21 protein-coding genes are annotated in these 15,619 nt (G+C 66.1%); 7 read left to right on the top strand and 14 right to left on the bottom strand.

The genetic code is table 11. The features are described 5' to 3' along the window. Window positions 1-6: 6 nt before the first annotated feature. The 7 genes from K7C98_RS39070 to K7C98_RS39040 all read right to left on the bottom strand — a co-directional run bounded on the left by K7C98_RS39070 (window position 7) and on the right by K7C98_RS39040 (window position 5,708). The gene (locus K7C98_RS39070) at window positions 7-414 is read right to left on the bottom strand and encodes a hypothetical protein (RefSeq protein WP_224197017.1); all 408 of its coding nucleotides are present in this window, start codon (window positions 412-414) and stop codon (window positions 7-9) included. Between the two features lie 6 nt (window positions 415-420). Beyond that, window positions 421-984, bottom strand: a complete 564-nt coding sequence (locus K7C98_RS39065; RefSeq protein ID WP_224197016.1) for a hypothetical protein — start codon at window positions 982-984, stop codon at window positions 421-423. A 2-nt stretch (window positions 985-986) separates the two neighbouring features. Next, a complete protein-coding gene (locus K7C98_RS39060) occupies window positions 987-1,943 on the bottom strand; it encodes a hypothetical protein (RefSeq protein ID WP_224197015.1) in 957 nt (318 codons plus the stop codon). Window positions 1,944-1,971: 28 nt separating this feature from the next. Continuing rightward, window positions 1,972-3,357 carry a hypothetical protein gene (locus tag K7C98_RS39055; protein WP_224197014.1) on the bottom strand — a complete coding sequence of 462 codons (1,386 nt, stop codon included), beginning with the start codon at window positions 3,355-3,357 and terminating at the stop codon, window positions 1,972-1,974. A 45-nt stretch (window positions 3,358-3,402) separates the two neighbouring features. Further along, on the bottom strand, window positions 3,403-3,933 hold the full coding sequence (locus K7C98_RS39050; protein WP_224197013.1) for a hypothetical protein: 531 nt from the start codon (window positions 3,931-3,933) through the stop codon (window positions 3,403-3,405). A 495-nt stretch (window positions 3,934-4,428) separates the two neighbouring features. Beyond that, window positions 4,429-4,818, bottom strand: coding sequence for a hypothetical protein (locus K7C98_RS39045; RefSeq protein ID WP_224197012.1), 390 nt, complete (start codon window positions 4,816-4,818; stop codon window positions 4,429-4,431). Window positions 4,819-4,895: 77 nt separating this feature from the next. Beyond that, window positions 4,896-5,708 carry a hypothetical protein gene (locus tag K7C98_RS39040; protein ID WP_224197011.1) on the bottom strand — a complete coding sequence of 271 codons (813 nt, stop codon included), beginning with the start codon at window positions 5,706-5,708 and terminating at the stop codon, window positions 4,896-4,898. A gap of 19 nt (window positions 5,709-5,727) precedes the next feature. On the opposite strand from K7C98_RS39040, the gene K7C98_RS39035 reads away from it, so the two are divergent. Genes K7C98_RS39035 through K7C98_RS39025 form a run of 3 tightly spaced genes read left to right on the top strand, consistent with a single transcriptional unit; the run spans window position 5,728 to window position 6,691 of the window. Further along, window positions 5,728-6,120, top strand: a complete 393-nt coding sequence (locus tag K7C98_RS39035; protein WP_224197010.1) for a J domain-containing protein — start codon at window positions 5,728-5,730, stop codon at window positions 6,118-6,120. Beyond that, a complete protein-coding gene (locus K7C98_RS39030; protein WP_224197009.1) occupies window positions 6,117-6,353 on the top strand; it encodes a hypothetical protein in 237 nt (78 codons plus the stop codon). The genes K7C98_RS39035 and K7C98_RS39030 overlap by 4 nt, the downstream gene beginning before the upstream one ends. Window positions 6,354-6,367: 14 nt before the next feature. Then, window positions 6,368-6,691: a hypothetical protein gene (locus K7C98_RS39025; protein ID WP_224197008.1), complete on the top strand. Its 324-nt coding sequence runs from the start codon at window positions 6,368-6,370 to the stop codon at window positions 6,689-6,691. Between the two features lie 66 nt (window positions 6,692-6,757). Here K7C98_RS39025 and K7C98_RS39020 read toward each other — a convergent pair whose 3' ends face one another. The 3 genes from K7C98_RS39020 to K7C98_RS39010 are packed head-to-tail and all read right to left on the bottom strand — an operon-like array spanning window position 6,758 to window position 7,454. Next, complete coding sequence (locus K7C98_RS39020) at window positions 6,758-7,054, bottom strand: hypothetical protein (RefSeq protein ID WP_224197007.1); 297 nt, start codon at window positions 7,052-7,054, stop codon at window positions 6,758-6,760. Window positions 7,055-7,107: 53 nt separating this feature from the next. Continuing rightward, complete coding sequence (locus K7C98_RS39015) at window positions 7,108-7,281, bottom strand: hypothetical protein (RefSeq protein WP_224197006.1); 174 nt, start codon at window positions 7,279-7,281, stop codon at window positions 7,108-7,110. Further along, window positions 7,278-7,454 carry a hypothetical protein gene (locus K7C98_RS39010; RefSeq protein WP_224197005.1) on the bottom strand — a complete coding sequence of 59 codons (177 nt, stop codon included), beginning with the start codon at window positions 7,452-7,454 and terminating at the stop codon, window positions 7,278-7,280. The genes K7C98_RS39015 and K7C98_RS39010 overlap by 4 nt, the downstream gene beginning before the upstream one ends. Before the next feature lie 177 nt (window positions 7,455-7,631). Between K7C98_RS39010 and K7C98_RS45565 the strand changes: the two genes are divergently transcribed. Then, a complete protein-coding gene (locus K7C98_RS45565) occupies window positions 7,632-7,916 on the top strand; it encodes a MerR family transcriptional regulator (RefSeq protein WP_224197004.1) in 285 nt (94 codons plus the stop codon). Between the two features lie 30 nt (window positions 7,917-7,946). Next, entirely contained in the window at window positions 7,947-8,897 is a 951-nt protein-coding gene (locus K7C98_RS39000; RefSeq protein ID WP_224197003.1) for a hypothetical protein, read from the top strand. A gap of 23 nt (window positions 8,898-8,920) precedes the next feature. Here K7C98_RS39000 and K7C98_RS38995 read toward each other — a convergent pair whose 3' ends face one another. Next, the gene (locus tag K7C98_RS38995) at window positions 8,921-9,331 is read right to left on the bottom strand and encodes a hypothetical protein (protein ID WP_224197002.1); all 411 of its coding nucleotides are present in this window, start codon (window positions 9,329-9,331) and stop codon (window positions 8,921-8,923) included. 133 nt (window positions 9,332-9,464) lie between these two features. Here K7C98_RS38995 and K7C98_RS38990 point away from each other — a divergent pair, with 133 nt between their 5' ends. After that, window positions 9,465-9,695, top strand: coding sequence for a hypothetical protein (locus K7C98_RS38990; protein WP_224197001.1), 231 nt, complete (start codon window positions 9,465-9,467; stop codon window positions 9,693-9,695). Window positions 9,696-10,015: 320 nt separating this feature from the next. Here the strand turns inward: K7C98_RS38990 and K7C98_RS38985 are convergent, their stop codons facing one another. Continuing rightward, window positions 10,016-11,143 carry a hypothetical protein gene (locus tag K7C98_RS38985; protein ID WP_224197000.1) on the bottom strand — a complete coding sequence of 376 codons (1,128 nt, stop codon included), beginning with the start codon at window positions 11,141-11,143 and terminating at the stop codon, window positions 10,016-10,018. A 356-nt stretch (window positions 11,144-11,499) separates the two neighbouring features. Here K7C98_RS38985 and K7C98_RS38980 point away from each other — a divergent pair, with 356 nt between their 5' ends. Next, window positions 11,500-12,951, top strand: coding sequence for a glycoside hydrolase family 43 protein (locus K7C98_RS38980; protein WP_224196999.1), 1,452 nt, complete (start codon window positions 11,500-11,502; stop codon window positions 12,949-12,951). An 86-nt stretch (window positions 12,952-13,037) separates the two neighbouring features. On the opposite strand, the gene K7C98_RS38975 is transcribed toward K7C98_RS38980, so the two are convergent. Both K7C98_RS38975 and K7C98_RS38970 read right to left on the bottom strand, forming a co-directional pair. Then, complete coding sequence (locus tag K7C98_RS38975; protein ID WP_224196998.1) at window positions 13,038-13,916, bottom strand: thrombospondin type 3 repeat-containing protein; 879 nt, start codon at window positions 13,914-13,916, stop codon at window positions 13,038-13,040. 528 nt (window positions 13,917-14,444) lie between these two features. Continuing rightward, window positions 14,445-15,359, bottom strand: a complete 915-nt coding sequence (locus K7C98_RS38970) for a ribulose phosphate epimerase (protein WP_224196997.1) — start codon at window positions 15,357-15,359, stop codon at window positions 14,445-14,447. Between the last annotated feature and the right edge of the window lie 260 nt (window positions 15,360-15,619).

Below are 15,619 nucleotides of genomic sequence, written 5' to 3'. Positions count from 1 at the left end.
GGGGGATCATCCCTTCTTGGAAGCCTTCTTCTTCGCGGTCTTCTTCTTCGAGGTCTTCTTCTTCGAGGCCTTCTTCTTCGAGGCCTTCTTCTTCGAGGCCTTCTTCGCCGGAGCTGCGGCCGCGGCTGCCTTCTTCGAGGTCTTCTTCTTCGAGGCCTTCTTGCCCGCAACGGACCGGCCGGAAAGCAACTCGGACGCGTCCCTCTCGCTCAAGCCGAGACGCGCCAAGAGAGCCTTGCGTTCTTTCTCGCCGTCAGCCTCGATGCCCGCCAAGCCCTTCTTGAGCTTGTCGGTGCTGCAAGACATACAAGCCTCGAGCGCCGCTGCGGCCTTGGCTGCGGCGCGCTCGTAGCGAGCCTTGGCCGCCAAGAGGATCCTGCGCTTGTTCGAGGGTGAGATCTTTCGTTTGGGCATACAGCCTCACTTGTCCACGAGAACCTTGTAGGCGAGGTACAAGCCGCCGCCCCACAGGGCCATTCGCAGGACTCCTCCGACGCCTCCGAGGCCGAGATTCGGCAGCTCGGGAAGCTCGGGAACGATCACCGGCGGCAAGTTCTCGGGATCCGACAAGCCGTCGTAGCCCAAGCCCTCTGGGTCGACCTCAAGGGGCTTCCCGTACTTCTGCTCGAGCGCCTGGAACCACAGCTCCATCGCGGTCTTGGCGAGCCTTTGGACCTCGATCGCGTTGGCGACCTTGCTGCTGTCGAGCCAACCTTGCTCGCCAGCGAGCAGGTTGATCGACTCGTTGAAGCTGATCTCGCCGAAGCCGACCTTCTGCGGCCACAACGCGATGTCGGGTCCCCAAGTCTCGACGACGGTTTCCCGAACTTGCTTCGCAAGCGCGGTCCAATGCTTGGCCTGCTCAAGCCACGCGTTCACGTCGTGGTCGTCACAGACATCGAGCAAGCCGGTACACGGCTGGCCCTCCGTGCGGCCGCCGTAGGTCGTCAACGGGCCAAAACGGCCGATGGACTCGCCGGGCATGGTCAGCCCACCTGGATCCCGGCGAGAGCATCCGAGTAGGCTTGCGCGCCCGGCCAGTTGCCGATCGTCTGCAGGGTGGGCATGCCGCCGCCCGAGAGCTCATCGAACTTGTCCAAGTCGATCCCCAATTCCGCGGCCCTGTTCTGGAAGCGGGTACCCACGGCGATGTTCGCGGCCGAGTTCGAGAGCGAACCCGTGCTCACCACTCGGTGGATCTTGGTCCAGGTCTCCCGAGGGGTCGGTGACAGCACCGGATAGGATCCCTTGACGATCCTGTAGACCATCACGCCGATGATGTACATCTGCGCCCGGGGGTCGTAGAGGATCTCGGGCTTCTCGTTCAAGAGCGGCGTGAAGCCCTCGTGCTTTCCGGTGTAGAGGGCCGTGGACGCCAAGATGTCCATAAGGCCAGCCGACCCGAAGTCCTTCCATGCGGCGTTGTAAGGGCTCACCGGCCAAACCTTGCTCGCCTCGTAGGCCCCCACGCCGCCGCAAGGGCCCTTGGTTCCCTTCGGAAGCGTCACCCTTTCGATCCCTCGGCAGCTCGCGTTGCGCTCGCTCGCAGAAGTGTTGTGGCACTGGCGGCACAGGTTCGGTGCCGCAGCGGCGATCGCCTGAGCTTCAGCGAAGCTCACCAGACCTTGGCCAGCCCTGTAGGCCGTCCACGAACGAATTGCCATGTAGCGGGCGAGACCGGGCAAGGTGCCCTGAGTCGCTGACTCCGCCGTAGCGAAGGGGATCAACCACTTCGCTGGCGTGGCTCCCCAGTTGGCCGACGGCACATCGTCGGGGACAGGAATGACCTCGTCGTCGTCGCCCGAGTCGTCGTCCGGCAACGGGATGATCTCGTCCTCGGGGTCCGAGGGCTTCGGCTCCGAGGGCTTCGCGGAAGCCTTCCCGCCGAAAGCCAGGAACAGCAGGGCGGCGAGCCCGCCGTACACAAGTGTGTTGTCGGCCATAGATAGCCCTCCGAGAGCGAGAAGAAGATCAGACGCCCACGGCGAACCAGGAGCCCGCCGTCACCCGATAGACCGCGGCCGAGTCACCGGCTGCGACAGAGACCGATGCGGCCGTATTGATCGTATCGGACCCGTCCGCGACGATCGAGGCGGCATCAGCCGAGTTGTTGTGGATCACGCACCATGCCCCATAGGACAGGAGCGCAGCAGAGGGCAGGTTGATGGCATGGCCCGCGCCCGCCGCCGTAGAGGTCACGAACTTGGGCGAGTCGATCCACTGGATGACGCTCAACGGGTTCGACGCCGAAACCTGCGGCGGCAAGCTGAACCAAGCTCCGTCCGTCGTCACCCATTGAGTTCCGTCGCTCACCAGCAACGCGGCCCGATTCGCGGTTAACAGACGGTTGTTCAACCCGTTGATGTTGTCCGCTGGATCCGGAACGATCGTGACGAGAGAGCCACCTCCGCCTGCTGCCTCGACGAGGACATTCGCGCCGATGGCCAGGTCGGCAAGGGGGGGCAGGTTGACCGTCGCAGCCGGATCGGAGGCAGTGACGACCTGGCGACCGAAGCCGCGCCATGCTGGGACGTCGACTGTGTTGGACGCCGAGATGATCGGCGCCGGGTCTTCGTTCTGCTGGACGGCCAACCACACGACTGCCGCGGTCGAGGGGTTCTTGTGGGCGGCCTCCAGGATTGCGACGGATCCGGGGGGCACCAGGTACGGGTTGTTCGCCGTGTCGAGGACGCCGTTGATAGCGTCGAATTGGTAGGCGCTCTGGACCAGCAAGTGCGTATCGCCGGCGTTACGAATCACGATCCGGAAGCCGTCGCGGAGTGCAGCGACGGCGGCCGAGCTGGGAAGCTCGAGCGTAGCCGGGCCTGCGACCTGAGAGACCACGTATTGGGTCCCCTCCTGTGCGGCCGGGACGACGATCGGCGTCACCGAAGTAGCGATGATCGGCCTGGCCGGCGTCCCCTGCTCGCGCTGCCACCCGTTGGGGACCCGCAGGTACGTCACCGAGTCCTGCAGCGAGCGCATCGGGTACGGGGCAAAGACCGCGTTCTGGACCTCGTTGACGTCATCGGTGGCGGCCGAGGTGACGATCGTCGGGACCCCATCCCCGAGGTCGCGCACAAAGGTGATCCGGGCGCCGACGTCGGCCTGACCGAGGGGCGGGAGGATGACGTTGCCATCGCCGGTGAGCTGCAAGATCACGAGCAGGTTGCGATTCTTGGCCGACTGTACTTGGCCGCCGGTGCCCGCGATGGTCTGGATCCCAAGGGGCGGGATCTTCGCCGTGGCATTTGATGCGGCGGGGCCGGAGCCCTGGCCACCGCCACCCACTTGGGCGGGGACCAGGCGCTGTTGACCGTTGTCGTCAATGACGATGCTGAAGGGGCCCAAAGGCATGATTGACCTCTCCTCTCAGAACTTGTCCGTTAGGACAGATCAGACTCAGTCGACCACGTAGACCTGGTCGGTAGCGCTGGCGAGCTCTTCCGCAGTCAGCTCAGTACGGCCACACGTCAAGCAGGGCGGGCACGGACCGCACGCGGACATCCAGTTGAGACGTCGGCCCCAAACGGTGATCGTCACGGTCTCGCCCATGGCAACCGTCACTGGCGAGGGGAAGATCAATCTTGCGTGGGCATAGGCCGAGACGCAGACGCACAGGGTCGTACAGGCGCAGCGTCCATCAGTGATCCCGAGGTACGAGGGGCGCTCCGGCTTGTACCAATCCCAGTCATGCTGGAATTCGCCGTTCGGGTCCTGCGTCAAGAGCTCGGGCTGCAGGCCGATGCTGTTGATCGCGTAGGTGGTCGTGACCGGTGGGTCCTCCGCATTGGTCACGGCGAATTGGACGAGCTCGACGCACAAGCTGTGTCCGATGCCGATCGGCGCGAACTCGACTGCGATCTCTTCGTTCAGCGCGATCGGGCCGTCGAGAGTGCCAATCACGGTGGGAAGCGAGTTCTGGTTCTCCACACGCGGGATGTCGCAAGGAGCCAGATCGGGGCGGACAGCTTGGCAATTCCAGCTTCCGATCTGCTGCGAGACCGGGATCGGCGTCGAGGGTCCAGGGCCGGGAGGGAGATTGATCCCGCAAGCGCCTCCAACGTTCATGCCACCATCTGCACCGGGGACCGGATACGATGGGGTCGAACCGCCGGGGACCATCGGGGCACCGGGCTTGACCGCGCATCCGCAACCCCCACCATTGCCACCCGTGGCAGTGCTATTGTTCTGGGTCACAGGCGACCACACGGGAACCAAGGGATATCCAGCCATCGGAGCTACTCCATTCGCCGCCGTTGCGGCAGTCGCGGCAGGGAGAGCAGGCGCGCCGCGTCGCGCGTCACAGGCCAGATCCATGGCCTGCTGCCCCCCAGGAGGGAGCATCTGGAAAACCTGTTGCGCCACGGCCTGGATCAGGGCCTGGTTCCGCGGGTCACGCAGATCGATCTTTGGGAGTGCCATGATTCACTCCTCATTCGCTGCCTTGTAGATCATGCCGCCTGCTGCGAGTCCGCCGAGAGCGGAAGTCACGGCCAGTGCGGCCTGGCCCTTCAACCGCCGATAGGCGAAGAAGGCCCCGACGGCGCCACCAAGGGTAGTGACTGGAAGGCCGCCGACACCCTTCTTGAGGAAGCTGTCGTCGCTGATCTTCTCGCTGTCAGCCGTCTGGATGTACTCCTCGAGCTTGTAGCCGCCGTAGGCTCCGCCGCCAGCGGCGACAGCACCAATGAGTCCGGCCTTCTTCAGCTCGCGCTTGTCCATGCTGCGAGCCTTCTTCACGATCTCGAGCTCGTTCGCGTATCGCTTCGCTCGTGCCCCCGCCGCTGCGAGGGCTTTGGATGTCTTCGATGCCATTTGTGGCCCCTCTTCCGGGGCGCACAGAGATCGCCCCTATCATGCGATAGGGAGCGCCATAGAATGGGTAGCGAGACCTACTCGGCTTTTTCTTCGTCGGGCTTCTGGCCGCCGCCGAGCATCATGATCAGCTCCGGAGGAACGCCCATCTTCTGAGCGACGCCCATAGCGATCATGGCGCCGGCGGGATTCGAAATGAACTCCGCGACCTCTTGAAGCGTGCTCTTGTCCTGCTGCAGAAGCCGCTTCCCGTGGTTCGACCTCACGAGTCCGAAGATGGTGTCGTCTTCGATCATCTGCTTCGCTTGCGCAGCCCTTCGCTCGCCCAGAGCCTGCATGGCTACATCCTCTCGCTCGAGCTCTTTCGCCAGCCTGGTTCGCGCGTCTTCGATGAGGGCATTGCAGAGCTTGATCTCCCCATCTCGGTAATCCAGGGCCGCTCTGATCTCTTCGCCGCAGCTCTTCCGAGTCCCCGCGAGCTCGGCTTCAGCGAGCCGGATCTCGCTGTACAGATGCGCGAGGTACTGCCGTGCGGCCTCGCTCTCCATGTGCTGCGGCGCCTGGACCGCCAGCGCGGAGGTTGGCTCTGCGTCGGCGTCCGGGATGTCCTCGCTCGCTCCGGTCCACAAGACATCATCGATCCAGATGTAGCTTTGCCGCCTGCCCCCAGGTCCCTTTTCGGCCTTCTTGCACTTTGGGCTCATGAGCCAACGGGCGACCGTGTCGCTGACCGAGTCGTCCTCGAGAACGATCTGCCCGCGCCTGCCGTCCCGCTTCTTTTGTCCCCCGTCCTCGAGTCTCACCTGGATTCGATGCTTCAGGTCCGGATCCCAAGCGACGTACTTCGCATCTTCGATAACCGCTTCTTCGTCGGGATTCTTCTTCGCCATACAATCCCTTGGCTATCGAATGAATCTCTACGTGACTCGCAGAGAAGCGCTCTCCATCTTCCAAGTGCCTCCCGATGTCGATGCCGACGCGGTGAAGTCCAAGTTCCGCGAACTGTCGAAGGACCTCCATCCCGACAAGCACCCCGGCAACCAGACCGTCGCGGATCTCTACAGCCGCGTTAGCTCGGCTTACAGCATCCTGACGGGCGACATGCAGCCGGACCCGGAACCTGCAGCCGAATCCGCGGCGAAGAAGGAAACCCCCAAGTGGATCGTCCGCGGCGCTGAGGTCGCGGGGAACAAGGAAAACAAGAAGCTCTTGCAGGAGCTGCTCGGCTCCGACGATGCCGCAGACCTCGTCGGCATTTTTGCTCGGTCCTTCCTCGGCACCTTGAGAGGGGGCGGGAAGTGAAGACGATTCTCCAGCTACTTGACGAAGCCGCCGATCAACTGCGCGACCCGATCTACCGGGACCAATTCCGGCGGGGCGCGGAAGCGATGAACCCCGCGGGAGGAGACGGACTCTCCCAGGGACGGGTAATGATCAGAGCAGTCTTGATCGCGCTCGATGATCCAGAAGCTGTGAAAGGCCGGCTCCGGAAGATCCTCCAAGTCCTGCACACCCCCGACGACGAGTCCAATTGAAAGGAAACGGCTGCATGAAGCGCAAATCCAAGTTCGATGCATCGAAGCTCACCGATGCTCAGGTCTCAGCGGCATCCACGGAATACCATCGCCGCAGAATCCGAAAGGAGATCCAGCGGGCGAAGCACACACTGTCCCTCGTCCTCGATCGGCTCGGGGAGAGCGCCCACGCAGCTCGGGCTTACTCCGTGGCGAAAGTAGCCCACCACATCCTCGCCGACGTGGTTGATGGGAAGTCGGACAACGAGATCGCCCAGAGCGTGCACGGGCTACTCGAAGAAGCACGGCAGGATGACGCCCATCTCTACCGTAGGCTCTGCGAACCTGACCCTGTCTGAAGTGAACCAACGAAGAAGCCCCGGCGGAGAAGATCCGACCGGGGCTTTGTTGTTCACGCCTGTGTACTACGCGAGCTTGAGGACGGCGGCGGACTCGCGCGGGCTCTCGAAGACCATGACCCGCCCGGCCTCGAGCGGGATGGTCCAGACACACAGGGCCTTGCCTTCGTAGGCCTCGCGCAGCTTGTCCGGATCGCAGCACGCCGGGAGCCAGCCGAGGAAGGGCGGCAGGTGTTCCGCGACCTGGTTCGTGATGTAGTCGTGCGCGCTCTGGTAGATGCCGCGGAAGTCCTTCGCGGCGGCGTCCAACAGGGAGGCGTCGGTGGTCTTGAGGGACAACGCCACTCGCTCGAAGAAGTCCACGGGGGACCCTACGGGCCGTGGCGGCATGTCCTCGACGTCCATGTCGATAGCGATCACACGTGCCCCCGGGTCTCGATCTTCTGCAGGTCCTGCAGGAGCCGCGCGATGGTTTCCGCCGTCTCGAGCTCGAGGAGCACGAGGCTGAGGCCGAGGCCGACACGGACCTCGATGCCGAGATCGCCGAGCTGCGCGACCACGGCTTCGAGTCGTTGAGGACGGTCGCTCATGCCTCGCCCCCTTTCTCGTCGCCGCCTTGGACGGCGAACAGCAGCGGGACGCCCGTCAGGGTCGAGACCTCTCGGAGCTTGGCGACCGAGACCTTGCAGAGCGCGGCGCACTCGGCCTCGCTCGAGGTCTGGGTGATCGCGTGTCGAAGGAGCGCACCGAGCGCCGACTGCATGCTCGGGTCCTCTTGGAGAAGCAGGATGCGGCCGTCCGGAAGGTCGCGGACGCGGGTTCTGGGTGGTTTGGTCATGGATCCCTCGCAGGTGGACTGAGCGTCGACTGAGCGTCGACTGAGCGATAGTCATCCTCGAGGACCCGGAAATCACAAGCTGCGCGCAGCTAAACTTGCGGCGTGTCAGTCGACACTTCACGGCCTTCGGCGAGACCATGGCGGACGACCCGCGAGGTGGCCGAGAGCGTCGGTGTACATGCAACGACCATCCTCAGGTGGGCCCGCGAGGGTGTTCTCCCGGCTCCCGATCTCCATCACGGCGGTCGGAGGGGACAGACTTCACGGTTCTCGGTGGTCGCTGTGGCCCAAGCGGCGTGGGTCAAGTCTCATTTGGAGAACGGCTTTAGCTTCGAAGAGATCCGCTCCAAGCTCGCCGCCGGAGAGTTTCAATCCCCCCTCAGATAGGGGCCAGAAGACAAGCTGAAGGAGTAGGCCGTGGTCTTGTTAGACACACTCGAGCGGAAGAAAGCACGTGGGCTGATCGTTGATCCCCTTTCACCATTCGATCTCGCCGCGCGCACGGCGGTGGTGTTCTCCATCCGCCGCGCGTTCAAGGAACTTGAGCTGTTCCAAGAATACGAAGACCTTGTCGAGGATATTCGGCTCGACATCGTGGAACACGTGTTCCATGGAGATCATCCACGTGGGCCCAACATGGACAAGTTTAGGCGGCAGATCGAGGCGGACTGTCCACCTCGTGGAATAGCGAATACTCTCGCATATATCCTCGACGCCAAAGAGGATCTTGCGGCGCTTGATGCCACAGCGGTAGTGCTCCGCCATGTGGTTCGGATTGTGGAAGATGGGCGCGGCTCTGAGGAATTGAATGCACGGTTTATAACCGGAATCTCCAACGTCAACGGCCACTTGGCGGAACGGAATATTGGCTATCAGTTCGACGGAAGCGAGCTGATCCGGTCCTCAGAGCCGGTCTTGTTCAAAGATGTGATGGAGCCATGCCTTCATGTCTTAGTTCGTTACGAGATCTTCCGAGACACCGAGAAGGAATTTCGCAAGGCCCTCGATGCCTGGAAGAAGAAGGACTACAAGCAGGCCGTGCATCACTCCGCCGAAGCCCTTGAAGGGATGCTTCGAGTCCTCGTCAAGGAGATCTTGCCCGCGAGGCACTCCGCTTCTCTTCAGACCAATGCGAGCGTGGACATCCTCAACCAGAAGAAACTCTGGGCACCGCAGCACGGGGAGATCATGAAGAAGCTCCATGCGCTTCGAGGCGATCGTGGGGCGCACAGCGAGGCCACCAAGCCGGAAGAGGGGCGCGCGAGTGAGAAGGACGCAGAGGCCACGGTCTACCTCTCTGCAAGCATGCTTGTCCTCATCGCGCGCGCATACGAAGACCACCTGCGAACGACACCGTCAACCTCATAGGCGGTCGAGCAGGGAGACGCGGTTCATGAGGGGCAAGGAACTGTTGCCTCGCAGATGAAGCGGCCGCACTCAAGGGTCAGGTCCCCAATGACCGGGCAGGTTGCGTCGGCCGCCGCCGTCGAGCCTGCTGCAGGTTGACAGGGGTACCAGCACGCCCCCTCGGCTTGATCACAACGGCCAGCGATACCGTCCCACGTCTGGCAGTCGTCGTCCTCCGCGCACGGCTCCGAGCAGAACCCGTTGACGCAGATGCCGGCCTCGCACGGGTCCGGCTCGCCGAACTTCGGGTCGCCGCACGGAGCGAAGAGCGGGACCGAGCGAGCGGCGAGGGGTCCGTCGCAGGTGTCCGGTGGATCGTCGTCGCAGGCGAGCTGCGGGAGGAAGGCCAAGGCCAGGACCAGGGCGAAGAACGTGGGGCGGGTCTGCATCCTCATGGGTGCCAAGATCCTCGCCGGCCGATCACGGCTTCACAACTGTCGGCGGCTGCCCCCCGGCGGTCGACACGCGCGTGCCTTGACCCGGATGCCGGACCCTGATGACACTCCGGTTCCAATGACCCCCGATGAGATGAAAAAGTCCCTGAAACGCGCCGAGGCGAACCTCGAGAGGATCCAGAACATCCGCGCCGCTCTGGCCTCGAAGATGGATCCTGCTCTCGTCGAAGAGATGGTCGCGCTCTACGAGGAAGGGATCGAGGTTCTTCACAAGTCCTACGAGGAGCTCAACCGCGCGTTGGAAGCGAAGGCCCGCAAGAAGGTCCCGAGCAAGAAGGTCCCGAGCAAGAAGACCACGAAGTAGCCTGTCGTCGAGAGACGGCCGTTTCCGGGTCGTTTCCATCCGCCACGTTTCCAACCCCGATGGCGGCTCATGACGGGTCATGGCGGCAGCACGAACCCCTCTCAGAACGCCGAATTTGGCCAGGAAACGCGGGGGCCAGGTTTCGAGGTGTTCCGAGAGGGGTCGCTAACATTCCGGCCGCGAATACGAGGGCAAGATGACCCCGACGCAGGAGGGGCCATCGGCACGCTGAACTCGCGGCCGGCCCTTCCCCGGACCCCCCGCGAGGCGCAGTCGGCAATTCGCGAAGCCCGAGCCCCAGCCCCCCGCGTGCCCGACGCTCAGTCGGTCCCGAGCATGCGAAGGATCGCCTTCATCTTCGGCGCGACGTGCGTCTCGTACTCGAGCACCGCCTCGACCAGGATCGAGTACTGGTCCATGACCAGCGCCTGGCCGGCGTCGCACAGCTGCTCGCGGCGCCACGCCTCGGTGTGGACCGTCTCGGTGATCGACCCGTCGACGAGGTGGCCGCAGGCGGCCATCAGGTTCTCGGCGACGATGCGGTGGTCGCCGGCGACGTGGCTGGGGTCGAAGATGATCGGCAGGATCGTCTGCTTGCGGGCGAACGTGCAGGCGTTGAGGTCGGGCTGGTTCCGGCAGTAGCCGCCCTTCGTGTACAGCGTCTTCATCCCGCGCTCGCACAGGACGATGTCGAGGTTGCCCTGGTTGGCGATGTACTCCGCCGAGTAGAACCACTCCTCGGCCTCGTTGCCGAACCCGCGCTTCAGGATCGCCGGCTTGCCGAAGCGGCCGACCGCCTCGAGCAGGTCGAAGTTCTGGGCGTTGCGGGTGCCGATCTGCAGCATGTCGGCGTGGGCGCCGATCTGCTCGACGAGGTTCTGGTCCATCACCTCGGTCACGTAGGGCAGGCCGGTCTCCTCGCGGGCCGCGTCCATGATGGCGATGCCCTTCATGCCGAGGCCGCGCCAGTCGGTCGGCCGCGTGCGCGGCTTGAACGCCCCGCCGCGCAGCATCACCCGGTCGAGGATGCCGAACTTCTCGCCGACCTCGCGGGCCATCCGCGCCGTCGCCAGCGTCTGCTCGAGCGTCTGCGGCGAGTCGGGGCCGCACACGAAGATGTGCTTGCCGCCGCCGAACCGGCGCGCCTTGCCGTCGAGGCCCTTGACCTCGACGACGCGGCGCTCGCGGTGGAGCGCCTTGCCCTCGTTGCCGCGGACGACCCGGGCGATGTTCTTGTAGCCGCCGGTCGGCTGCCACGCCGCGCGCACCCCCGGCAAGCCGAGGATGTAGCTCTCGCGACTGGCGAACTCGCGGCTGTCGCCGATGATGTGGACGGTGTCGTAGACCCCGGTGCCCTCGCTCAGTTCGACACGGTTGCCGAAGCGCACCGCGAGGTCGCGGATCTGATCGAGGGTTGCCTGCCTGCCGCGTTCGAGCTCGATGATCATGGGCCCGAAAAGCGTCGCTCCATCGCCGGCCCGGCGCAAGCGCGGCAGCAATGCCGGGCATCCGTCCGCGCGCGACCCCGCGAGCGCGATCGACGGAGGCGCGCACGACCCTTCACCGGGCGCTCTCGGCGGCGGCGCTCCCTGCGGATGCCACACGCCGACGTTCTCGTACCCCGGCGGCGCCATACCCATGTCGCATCACTCGCGCTTCGCGATCCGAGCGCTGTCGGCGCTTCGGCCCCGGAGATCCTCATGGACTACCCTCGCGTCGCCCGTGGTCTGCCGTGGCCGACGAACGCGATCGACGCCGCCCTCGGCGACCCTCTCGAGCTCGGAAGGCGGATGAGAGCCGCCGCGTGCTCGTGCTCGCCACCCTCGTGCTCGCCTGCGACGGCGACCCCTCCGACCCGCCGACCATCGACACCGCGAGCGTCGACGCCGTCACCCAGGAGCCCGCGCTCGTCTGGCTCGAGGGACAGAACCCCGTGCTCCCGATCGGCCACCCCGACCCCGGGGTCTTGCGCGTCGAGGGTCCGGACGGCGTCACCTATCACCTCACCAGCACCGTCGACGACGCCGGCGACTTCCCGCGCTTCACCTCGCCCGACCTGATCGTCTGGACCGGCGCCGGCCAGGGCCTGTTCGGCCGCACCAACGCGCCCGACCGCTCGCTCACGCTCCACGGCGCTCACTACTGTGCGCGGTGGGCCCCCGAGATCGTCCAGCTCGGCGCGGAGTCGTTCATGCTCTCGTTCACCGCGCAGCGCTTCGCCGCGCCGCGATCGCCGTGTCCGCCGTACGACGAGGACAGCGGCATCTACCTCGCCTGGTCCCCGAGCCCCGGAGGCCCGTTCGCCCGACCCGACCGACCGTGGGAGCCCCGGCCCGCGGGCGCCGACGCCACCGACTGTCCCTTGCGACCTGTCCTTCCGCACAGCCTGGACATCGCCTCCGACGATTGCCAGGGCACCTACTGTCACCACGTCATGCGCCTCGACTCGACGGTGTTCCACGATCCGCAGACCGGCCGCTGGTGGCTCGCCTACTCCTGGTACACCAACAGCCCGCCCAAGGTCGCGTGGGAGCGCGCCAACCACGGCCAGCACGTCCACCTCGTCGAGCTCGACCCGAACGATCCGTTCGCCGTCCGCTGCGACCCCGCCGTCGCGCAGATCCACGCCGGCAACCCCCACGACGCCGAGACGCTCGTGCGCCTCGCCGCCGGCTGCCCCGGCTGCGATCGGATGCTGTCGATGACCCGCGGACCGCTCGGCGAGGAGATGCTGCGCGACGGCGTGTCTCTCGGCGTCGTCGAGGCCCCGAGCCTGTTTCGCCGCGGCGAATACGTGTACCTCCTGCTCAGCGGCAGCAACTGGGACTCCCCCTATTATCACGTGTACTGGGTCGCGGCGGAGACGGTCGAAGAGCTCGTGTACACCAACCCCGGGCGGCTCGTCGGCCGCTTCCTGATCCCGGGCGACGGTCAGGCCTTCGGTCACGGCTCCGCCGTGCTCGGCCCCGACGGCGAGCGCTGGTACTTCGTCCACCACCGCCTCGAGCACGTTCCGTGCGAGGAATCCGGCTGCGCCCGCGACGTGTGGGTCAGCCCGATCGAGTTCGACGATCGCGGCGACGGCCTCGGCGAGGTCCACATTCGCCCGCGCCGGCCCGCCGAGGATCCGAGCTTCACCGTGGCCGTCCCGACCGGCGGACGCCGCGCCCGGAACCATGCGCGGCCCGTACCCGCGGCCCCCAAAAGGTCGCGAACCGACGCCCGCGCGGGCGAGCACGCGCACGGACCGACGTGATGGCGCTACTGCGCCGGCGCTGCGTCACATGTCCTCAAAGACAGCACTGAACACGCCCCCGCACGCCCGCCGCGAGCGCGCGTGGCTCACAGGTACCAGTTCGTCCACGTCGCGCACTCGCGGCCGCTCTTGCCCGCGCACGGGCCCTGGTCCTTGCGCGCGCAGACCCCGAGCGCTTCGAGGCCCGCGGGCGCCTCGCCTGGTTTGAACCACGGGATGCAGGCGTTGCCGTCCAGGCACGGGGAATCGTCGCCGACGGTGCAATAGCGGGTGAGGCAGCTCCATTTGTCGCAGTCGCAGCTGCTGTTCGCAGGGCAGCTCGGGGCCGAGTCGAGCCCGCCGGCCGGAATGCAGGGACCGGGACAACCGAGGCACGCCTCGCGATACGACGCGACGCACATCCCTGTGTCGCAGCCGAACCGTTCGCCGCCCGGGAATGGCTGGCACCAGTAAGAGATCGTCGAACCGGGGAAGGTCTTGGTGCAGGTGTCGGAGCGCGGATCGCAGCAGTTCTCGCCGGGCACCGCCCCCACGCCCGGGCTCTGCGGGCAATCATCGCAGGCGTTGCCGAGGCCGTCCTCGTCATAATCGCTGTCCCACGGCAGCTCCTGCGCCGGCTCGGCGTTGGGCACTGCCGGGCAATTGTCACAGGCGTCGGGGTAACCGTCCCCGTCCTGATCCGGGCCAGGGTCGGTCGACGCCGTGCAATCCACCAGCCCGCCGCTCGTCACCAGCGACGTCGCATCGCTGTCGCCGGAACCACCGCTCGATTCGAGCCCGGTGGTCTCCCCCGAGGACGTCCCCGAGCCGCTGCCGGGAACGCCGTCGGAGCTGGATGTCGTATGGGTGGTGGCGGCCGCGTCGGACGCCTGCTCGTCCAGCGGGACGTCCCCGATGATGATCGACGGGATGCACGCGGTCAGCGCGAGCGCGGCGGAGATGGCGAAGCGAGGGGTGAAGGACAAGACGTCTACCTCCACCCGGACTCGTGCCCGCTCGACGCCGTTTCCGTTACGGAAGTCGCGCTCCGGTACGGCCGTGTGCCAGCCCCGGCGTCCCCGGGCGATCGCCGGGCCCGAGCTTGCATTCCCGCCCCCGCCATCGCCGACGCGCTCGGACAAATTGATCGATGACTCGAGCGCTCCGCGGCCATGACGTCGATATGCCCCCCATCTCGGTCCCGATCCCGCCCCCCTCCGGCCGTCGGACCTGCTCGCGCGACCGCCGCGCGGTGGCGACGCTGCAGGCCGTGCCCACAGTGATGGCGAGCGCCAAAGGATGGGCGCGCGGGTAACGACCGCCGAGGGGGCGCCCATGCGTCCCTGCCGCTCCCCACGCCCTCCGCAGTCACCGTCGCGCGCTGTGCTGGCTCGCTCCCGGCCGAGACTGGCGAGCGCGCCGGCTCGAGGCGGGGCCGCATGGGAAGGGCCGTCCCTCGCGCTGCAGCGCGCGAGGAACGGCCCTGTCCTGCAACTCGGCGCGACGGGACCTCGTCACTGCGGGATGCCGCAGTAGCCGACGTTCTCGAGCCCCGGCGGCGCCTGGCCCATCTCGTACCAGGCGATGCACTCGCTGTTCTGTCCGTTGCACACGTCCGCTTCGGTGATGTCGCAGAAGGCGACACAGCAGCCGATCGCCATCGCGTCGCACTCGAGCGCGACCTGCGGGTTCGCGCAGGTGAAGCCCTTGTCGCACGCGTTGATGTACTCACACGCGTCGAACTCCTGGCCCTCCTCGCCCGACGCGTCGAGGACGCACAGGAACGCGTCGGGGCTCTGCGGGTTGGGGATGCACAGGTCGTCGCCCGGGCAATCCTGCAGCAGCGGGTCGCAGAACGGCAGGCACAGGGTCAGCACGCCGTCGTTGGAGATCAGGCACGAGGCCATCGGCTCGGCGCAGTCGGGCGCGTCGGGCGAACCGATGCACAGCGACACGCAGACGCCGACGCCCTCGGTGACGTCCCAGCACATCAAGCCCTTGCCACAGTTGTCGATGCCGCTGACGCCGCTGCCCTCGACCGTGCACGGGTCGCCCACCGAGCCCGCGTTCTCCATCACCGGCGTGCACTTCAGCGACTCCCACGCGTTGTCGCCGTCGCCCGAGTACGGCATGCACTTCTGTCCTTCGGGACAGTCTTGCGTCCACTGGTCGCACTCCTTGGCGCCGCCGCCGCCGTCGGGCGGCGTGATGAACGAGGCCTCGGTGGTCGTGCCGTCGCTGGTCGAGGCCGGCGCGGTGGTGGTCGGCTCGGGCCCGGTCGGCCCCGACGTCGTCTGCTGCGACGGTCCCGTCTCGGAGTCGGCCTCCGATGTGGCGCTCGTCTCGTCGGTGGTGTTGTTGGTGCTCGGATTGGTCGCGCCGGTCGCCTTGCCGCCGTCGTCGCCGCACGCCGACAGGAGCACACTCACGAGCGCACACGGGATCAAACTCTTCGACATCACACGCATGGGTTCCCCTTTGGGAGGGGCGACAGCGAGCGTGCCCCGTCCAGCCAGCGAGGATGCCATAACCGCCAAAGCGCCAGCAACGATCAAGTGGCCTTTCTCTCATGTCATCCATGCACCGGTGTGAAACCTCCGGCTCGAATCACGAGAACGCCGGCAATACGCCGTCCGGCGGCCGAATGGCCCGATCGGGCCGAACCGTGGCCTGTCGCCACCAGGTCCTT

It is taken from the genome of Nannocystis pusilla, assembly GCF_020073745.1.
GTDB classification, from domain to species: domain Bacteria; phylum Myxococcota_A; class Polyangia; order Nannocystales; family Nannocystaceae; genus Nannocystis; species Nannocystis radixulma.
The sequence above is the reverse complement of the archived record's forward strand: the minus strand, read 5'-3'. Positions and strand labels throughout refer to the sequence as shown.